This is a genomic window from Alicyclobacillus tolerans, assembly GCF_900142255.1.
GTDB lineage: Bacteria > Bacillota > Bacilli > Alicyclobacillales > Alicyclobacillaceae > Alicyclobacillus_I > Alicyclobacillus_I tolerans.
Window position 1 is genome coordinate 102,230 of record NZ_FRAF01000011.1, and the last position, 6,441, is coordinate 108,670.

Below are 6,441 nucleotides of genomic sequence, written 5' to 3' on the forward strand. Positions count from 1 at the left end.
CACCTTATCGAAATAGGGAGCGTGAATGAGTGAATATACGTTCTATAATGAATTTACCTGACTTATTGGAAATTCGTAGCCTTGTTTGTGTAGAACCACATCCTGACGATAATGAAGTAGGAGCTGCGGGAACGCTATTTCAACTTGCTCAAAACGGATGCCAAATTCACTTTGTCACCGTAACAGACGGCGCAGCTGGAACCTCAAATCCTGATGTAGCGGGAACAAAACTTGCTCATATTCGTCGCAAAGAACGCTTACAGGCTGCCAAATTATTAGGTGTGACTGAATCGATTTTTCTCAACTTCCCTGATGCTGGAACTTACCAAGTGGATGATTTAACCGCTCAACTGGTTGACATATTCCGTAAACTACAACCTCAGATGGTAATGACGGTAGATCCGTGGATGGCTTACGAGGCACATCCTGACCATATCAAAACAGGAAAAGCGGTTGCTGAAGCCGTCCTTTTTTCCAGCAACCCTTGTTATAAACCAGAAGCAGGAGAGCCATTTGCTGTTCAGCAAATCGCGTTCTACGCAACTAACTATCCCAATACATATGTTGATATCACTCATGTTTGGGAAAACAAATTGGCGGCCCTCTTGACTCACAAGAGTCAGTTTGACAATGAAGAATGGCCGTTGCTTTCTGAATATTTGCGTCTGGAGGCAAATGAAATTTACGCTTTAAAGTTGAAGCATGACCAACAACTCGTCACAAATTCAACCCACGGCTCGCCCAAAAATGGCCTAGCTGAAGCTTTTAAAGTACTCTCCAGCCGTCAACTGCACTTCTTTCCGAGTGCGTTATTCAGTTAATCTCTATAAAGTTTCGCTCTTCAAGAAAGCGCTATCATTTTAAATGACAAAAGTCATAGTCATTTTCTGAACTTTTTCATAACATCAACACGCACAGAAAGCAGGGCTTGCCCATGGCTAACGCGAATCTCACTCATTCCCATCAAATACCTCTAGGCAAACAAGTAGCCTATAGTTCTTATCAACTTGGTATCAATATGCTATGGTACGCTTTTAGCACGATTGCCGTGTTTTTTTACGTTACAGTGTTAAAAGTTTCTGCTACTGAAATTTCTTACGGAATGATTGTCTATGGCATCTTAAATGCATTTATGAACGTGTTAGCTGGGCATTGGAGTGACCGCACGCATACTCGACTGGGTAGAAGAATTCCCTATATACTTGCATCAGGTTTACCGTTTTGTCTAACTTTCTACTTTCTTTTTTCCCCACCAGCTGTCAGCAATGATGGACTATTACTTTACTTTTTTCTGCTAACATTTCTATTTGATTTTTGTTTTACATTAGTTGCTCTTAACGCTGGTAGTCTCTTTCCGGAAATGTATCAAGAAGAAAAAAGTCGCGCCTTTGTTTCCGCCTTACAGCAAGTTTTCGCAATTGTCGGACTGATTTTGGGAGTCGCACTATCGAAATCTCTTGGGGAAAGCTTGGGATGGAGTAAAGTAGCTGCCTTATTTGCTGGAATTGCTTTTGTATCCATTTATGTATCCTTGTATGGAAGCTTTGAACGTTCGGGACAGACGGAATCCGCCTTTCATCTGAAAGAAGCTGTCGCATCCACTTTTCGAAACCGTCGATTCTTGTTCTTTGTATCGGCGAGTTTCCTGATTCAATTTTCCACAACGTTGTGCACATCCGTATCTTCTTTTTACACAAAATATGTGGTAAGCATGACAGGTCTACAAAGCTCTTTATTCCTAGGTGGTATTTTTATTGTCGCCATACCTCTATCTTTTCTCTGGGCACGACTGGCTGTCAAAATGACGACCGCTAAAGCTGCATTTTTAGCCTGTATTCTCTATATTTTCACTTCTATGGCTCTAGTGTTCGATCACGCTGTCTGGAGCGTCATTCTTACTGGTTTTATGATGGGTATTCCTGTTTCTGGTTTTCTTGTTTTGCTAAATATACTTCTCGCAGAAGTTATTGATCACGATGCCAAACTAACCGGACGCAGAAGAGAAGGCATGTATCTTGGCATGAATGGTTTCCTTGTTCGTCTTGGTCTCTCGTTACAATACGCTGTCATGGCAATTTTCTTCTCCATCAGTGGATACAACGCACATTTAAGCGTACAAAGCGTACGCACAATTTGGGGATTTCGCCTACTGATTGGCGGATTGCCTGTGGTTGCATTGCTCGTTTCACTCATCCTCCTACTTGCTTATCAACGTTTGCACAATCTGGCCAAATTGTCAGATGAAGCAACAACATTACAATCTGGTCATTCTAACCCACTTTTTTATCTTCACAAGCAATGATTGTCATCTGCTTTTCACAATCTCGGTTTTGATAGAAGAGCGCTAATAAAGATATCTCATCTTTGGGCGGTCTATTGTTTAGGTACCTTGAAGTCCTATGACTTCAACCCGTGTGGAGAAGAAGGTTGCTCCCCCTCCCATATCAGCGATACTTTGCGATGTAAGTACATTGACAGACTGGTATCCAAGAACTTCATCATCCCACCACAGTCCTTGCGAAACAACCAGACCAGGCTGTACATCTGAAGTAATTTCAGCTTGAAGCACAATTGAACCACGATCATTAAAAATTTGAACGAATTGCCCTTGTTCTATTCCTCGAATCTCAGCATCTAAGGGGTGAATTTGTAGCAATGGTCGCCGCTCTGCCTTCTTTAACGATAAAACGTTCGCCCCCGTAGAATTTAAAAAGTGATGGTTTGGAGGAGTAACAAAATATAGCGGATAAGAGATGTCTGCCTGCAATTCCACATGCGTAGGAAGAGAAGGAAGCCCTGCCAGCTTCATCGCCTCTGAATAAAGAGCAATTTTATTTTTCGTCGGCGTCGGTAAATCCTTGTGTTTCATTTCATCATTTATGGGGATTTCTAGTTTTAACCACCCTTTTTCTCGTAAAGATGGGAGTGAGACGTTTCGTAAATATGGATTATTGTCATTTCTCAGAGCCGTTTCAATCATGTCTTCTTCCGTATCATAAAAACAAGACTCCGTAAAACCCATTACTTCAGCCAGTTCCTTAAAGAATGTAAAGTTGGATTTGCATTCACCAAGAGGAGGAATCACTGGTTCATGTAACTGAAGATACAAGTGCCAATAAGATTTATATAAATCTAAGTTCTCAAAATGACTCGTCGCCGGTAAAACGAGATCGGCATATTTACACGAATCTGTCAGAAAAAGATCGTGGACTACAGTGAAAAGATCTTCCCTCGCCAACCCTTTCCTCACCTTGTTTTGGTCAGGTGCAACCTGAGCTGGATTGGAATTGTAAACAAACAGAACTTTGATCGGCTTGTATGGATGGAGTAAAACATCTCCTAATTGATTCATGTTGATAGAACGTGGCTGAGGTTGCGGAAGCAAATCCGGTCTCTGTAATCCGTATGTATTTAATTTAGCGTAATAGCTATTTCCCTTTATAGCACCGCCTCCACGAATCCCCCATTGACCCGTTAGAGCAGGCAGGCAAGCGATAGTTCTTACAATCATTCCGCCATTCTCATGATGTTGAAGGCCATTACCAATTCGAATGAATGATGGACTAGTTGTGCCGTACAGATGTGCCAGTAAACTAAGATCTTCCACTGACACTCCGGTGATTTCCGAAACCTTCTCGGGAGTGTAATCTGTCACGTGTTCTTTCAGCTCAGCGTAGCCTTCCGTATACTTGTTTAAAAATTCCTCATGAACAAGGTTTTCACGGATCAGTAAATGCATAATACCCAGGGCTAAAGCGGCATCCGTACCAGGGCGTATCTGGATGAACCAGTCAGCCCACTTGGCTGAACGGTTATTATGAATATCAATGACAACAATTTTGGCCCCTCGTTTACGAGCTTCATTCGCGAGCAACATTTGATGCATATTGGTGCTGATCACGTTACAACCCCAGATGACAATCAGTTTCGAGTAGATGGTATCTTCAGGATCAATTCCGGCGTTTGCACCCATGGTATAAGCATATCCCGCAGCTCCAGCGGCATTGCAAATGGTTTGCTCGAGCAAGCTTGCACCAAGTCGATGAAAAAACCTCCTATCCATTCCTTCTGCATTCAAGACACCCATATTACCGTAAAAACTATAAGGAAGAATCGATTCAGCGCCATAAGTTTCAATAGCATCTTGTAATTTGCGCTTTATTTCTTTATACGCTTCATCCCAACTGATACGTTCAAAATGTAAAGTACCTTTGGGTCCTGTACGTTTCATTGGATAGAGCAAACGATCTTGATGATAGATGCGTTCTGGGAATTTTCGAACTTTCTGGCATATGGCACCCTTGGTTACAGGGTGATGGGGATGTCCATCGACTTTTATAATTTTGCCATTCTCCACACTAACCAACAGGCTGCATGTATCCGGACAATCAAGGGGACAAACAGATCTTACGAGTTTCATGATCATTGCCTCTCTTTTCAATTGACAACTCTTATCATATTTTCTACTAAGTTGACGATGAAAGTCTATAAAAAAACTTCCGAGCGAACTCGGAAGCCTTATCTTTTCTGGAGCGGGTGACCGGAATCGAACCGGCGCCATCAGCTTGGAAGGCTGAGGTTCTACCATTGAACTACACCCGCACATATTGAACTGACAACAGATGATATTATAACTCGGAACCAAGAAAAACACAAGCTTTAAGTTTGTTGATTTTAAAAACGGCGAATAACTTGTTCGTTCTGTCCACTCGATCATTCAAACCTCAGCGTACTGTAGAAGTGTGAAGGAGGTGCTTAACCATGATTGAAGATTTGCGTCGAGCATTTACATTGGGAGATCGCATTAAAGTGTATGCGGGTGATACTCAAATTGATGGCACTGGCAGTTTCATTGCCTTTCAAGACCGCTTCCTCATCTGGGCAGATTCTACTGGCCTGATTAACTTTACCCATCTTGGCGATGCTATTACCATCCAAAAAGTATAACAGCACAATCCTAGACGCCGAATCCATTGTGGAGATTCGGCGTCTAGGAATTTTATAGTTTACGTATCGAATCATGGCTTGAAATTTTTTGTATCCTAACATAGCCACTTGTATCTGCCCATAACACACCATCTGGTAATACGCGAATCACAATACCCTCACCAATAACAGCATCACCATTGATGAGTTGAATGCGATCACCATACGAAAATGATTTTAAAAGAGGATTTTCTATAAAGCTATAGCTTTGTTCTATGTGATCAACAAAATCGATATCTACCGCCTGTTGTAATTCAACACCCTCATGATGTTTGCTTTCATTATGCAAAATATCTAAGAAAATTTCCGAGACATCAACAGGTGTGGAAATAGAATAAACCTCTTCGGATAGATCTCGTTGAACTGTATCTGTCATTTGGTTACGGAGTACTTGACGATATCTTTTTATTTTTCTTTCAGGTACTGTGCTACTTTCCCAAAGTGACAAACCGCGGATAGGTGAAGTAAATAGAACTTCTATATCCAACTGAATTTCAGACTGAGCAGAGGGGTTTGGCATTTGAGCTACATGAAATGACAACCATCCTTTTGTACGATGTTTTTGTCTCATCCCCTGCTGTTTTGGAATGGCTAAATCTTTTCTTACAATCCATTGTGTCAATGGTTTATGAAACTTACGATTCGCCGCAGCTGATGACATGCTTGTAACCCCCCAAAAACGACGAGTCTCCATGACCCGCATCATTTCACCCGTACATCGTATGAAATGACATACCGTTTCTGCTCAGAATTTCATTACGTCAGTGATCACAAATAACTATTCTTAAACCTTCTATTGAACATAAAGCACTCGTCCATACAATGAATAAAACCCTTGATTTCTCAAGGGTTTCAAAATTCTATGGTGGGCCCACTAGGACTCGAACCTAGGACCAACCGGTTATGAGCCGGCCGCTCTAACCAACTGAGCTATGGGCCCTCAAAAACGGCAAATATAATTATACACATTACAACTAACTTTGACAACATATATTACTGATAAACTTAGATTTTGATATCTCATCAACTTACATGCCAGGAAACCATCCAAGCAAAGAAAAAGAGGCTGTAAGGCAGAGTCCCCAAGGAGGGAAACTCTACACTTAACAGCCACCTGTACTCCTGTCGCCTGGCAACGACCTAGGTTCCCAGGGGTCTTCACCCCAAGTATGCTCGGCGCTGGAGGTCTTCACGGTCGTGTTCGGGATGGGTACGCGTGTATCCCCTCCGCTATGGTCACCAGACTCTTCTTTCCTTTCCAACTGTCTCAGCAAGAGGGATTTTCCTTGGTGAAGGCCTCGACCGATTCGTATCCGTCCGCTCCACGCCTCACGACGCTTCCACGCCGGACCGATCTACCTTATCGTCTATAAGGGGTCTTCCTTCCTTGACGGAATGGGATACGTTATCTTGAGGCAGGCTTCGCGCTTAGATGCTTTCAGCGCTTATCCCTCC

Annotated in this window: 5 protein-coding genes, 2 tRNA genes and 2 rRNA genes; 3 read left to right on the top strand and 6 right to left on the bottom strand. The window is 42.4% G+C overall.

All coding sequences use genetic code 11. The features are described from left to right. Positions 1 to 29: 29 nt before the first annotated feature. The gene (locus BUA75_RS07825; protein WP_072874045.1) at positions 30 to 821 is read left to right on the top strand and encodes a PIG-L deacetylase family protein; all 792 of its coding nucleotides are present in this window, start codon (positions 30 to 32) and stop codon (positions 819 to 821) included. A gap of 113 nt (positions 822 to 934) precedes the next feature. After that, on the top strand, positions 935 to 2,302 hold the full coding sequence (locus BUA75_RS07830) for an MFS transporter (RefSeq protein WP_072874046.1): 1,368 nt from the start codon (positions 935 to 937) through the stop codon (positions 2,300 to 2,302). A gap of 78 nt (positions 2,303 to 2,380) precedes the next feature. On the opposite strand, the gene BUA75_RS07835 is transcribed toward BUA75_RS07830, so the two are convergent. Together BUA75_RS07835 and BUA75_RS07840 are read right to left on the bottom strand one after the other, a co-directional pair. After that, positions 2,381 to 4,420: a molybdopterin-containing oxidoreductase family protein gene (locus BUA75_RS07835; RefSeq protein WP_370541539.1), complete on the bottom strand. Its 2,040-nt coding sequence runs from the start codon at positions 4,418 to 4,420 to the stop codon at positions 2,381 to 2,383. A 108-nt stretch (positions 4,421 to 4,528) separates the two neighbouring features. Next, positions 4,529 to 4,602 (bottom strand) — tRNA-Gly (locus tag BUA75_RS07840). Between the two features lie 159 nt (positions 4,603 to 4,761). Between BUA75_RS07840 and BUA75_RS07845 the strand changes: the two genes are divergently transcribed. After that, the gene (locus BUA75_RS07845) at positions 4,762 to 4,947 is read left to right on the top strand and encodes a hypothetical protein (protein WP_072874047.1); all 186 of its coding nucleotides are present in this window, start codon (positions 4,762 to 4,764) and stop codon (positions 4,945 to 4,947) included. A 52-nt stretch (positions 4,948 to 4,999) separates the two neighbouring features. Here the strand turns inward: BUA75_RS07845 and BUA75_RS07850 are convergent, their stop codons facing one another. The 4 genes from BUA75_RS07850 to BUA75_RS07865 form a co-directional block, all read right to left on the bottom strand. Then, a complete protein-coding gene (locus tag BUA75_RS07850) occupies positions 5,000 to 5,647 on the bottom strand; it encodes a hypothetical protein (RefSeq protein ID WP_072874048.1) in 648 nt (215 codons plus the stop codon). 202 nt (positions 5,648 to 5,849) lie between these two features. Then, a tRNA-Ile gene (locus BUA75_RS07855) sits at positions 5,850 to 5,926 on the bottom strand. A 187-nt stretch (positions 5,927 to 6,113) separates the two neighbouring features. Then, positions 6,114 to 6,230: ribosomal RNA gene (gene rrf, locus BUA75_RS07860) — 5S ribosomal RNA — on the bottom strand. 42 nt (positions 6,231 to 6,272) lie between these two features. Further along, a 23S ribosomal RNA gene (locus BUA75_RS07865) occupies positions 6,273 to 6,441 on the bottom strand; the annotation flags it as partial.

What these genes read in the sequence shown, in the direction of transcription:
- BUA75_RS07830 (WP_072874046.1), top strand. Translation starts at nt 935, where the DNA reads ATGGCTAACGCGAATCTCACTCATTCCCATCAAATACCTCTAGGCAAA.
- BUA75_RS07835 (WP_370541539.1), bottom strand. Translation starts at nt 4,420, where the DNA reads ATGAAACTCGTAAGATCTGTTTGTCCCCTTGATTGTCCGGATACATGC.
- BUA75_RS07845 (WP_072874047.1), top strand. Translation starts at nt 4,762, where the DNA reads ATGATTGAAGATTTGCGTCGAGCATTTACATTGGGAGATCGCATTAAA.
- BUA75_RS07850 (WP_072874048.1), bottom strand. Translation starts at nt 5,647, where the DNA reads ATGTCATCAGCTGCGGCGAATCGTAAGTTTCATAAACCATTGACACAA.